Source organism: Brevundimonas sp. ZS04 (assembly GCF_001956865.1).
Lineage (GTDB): Bacteria > Pseudomonadota > Alphaproteobacteria > Caulobacterales > Caulobacteraceae > Brevundimonas > Brevundimonas diminuta.
In genome coordinates this window covers 1-390 of sequence record NZ_MTHE01000072.1, presented here as the reverse complement: position 1 = coordinate 390, position 390 = coordinate 1, and the positions used below count along the sequence as shown (strand labels likewise).

The following is a 390-nucleotide window of genomic DNA, read 5'->3' as shown; positions in this document are numbered from 1 at the left end:
GTGCAGCGCTCGAACGTCTGCCCGTTGACGAGCCCTGCCTCTTGGAACAGCGGCGCCGTCGAGGAGATCGTCACGGCCGAGGCTGCGGGCGGGCGCTCGCGGCTGGCGATCTGGTCGGCGGCCAGCGCCGTCCCGGCGAGCGCGAAGAGGGTGCCGCCTGCTGCCAGGGCCTTCGACAGTCCGCGCCTCATGACCGGCTCCAGATGCGTCGCAGCTGGGCGACGGCGAGGATCAAGGCTGCCAGGAGCACGATCAGCGCCACGATCGGGCCCTTGACGGCGTCGACGACGGCGCCGACGTCGGCGACCGTGCCGCGCACCAAGGCGACGTCACTCCCGCGGGGGAGCGACCATTCCTCGCTGGTGGGGTTGGCGTCGCCTTGCGTGGTAA

General features: G+C 72.1%; 2 protein-coding genes. Both read right to left on the bottom strand.

Annotation, left to right across the window (positions count from 1 at the left end; translation table 11 throughout):
• Nucleotides 1-191: hypothetical protein (locus tag BJP32_RS16830; protein WP_143255514.1), on the bottom strand; the 191-nt coding region annotated here is incomplete at its 3' end.
• The coding region (locus BJP32_RS17430; protein ID WP_158043324.1) for a hypothetical protein at nucleotides 188-390 on the bottom strand (203 nt) is incomplete at its 5' end. The genes BJP32_RS16830 and BJP32_RS17430, both read right to left, overlap by 4 nt.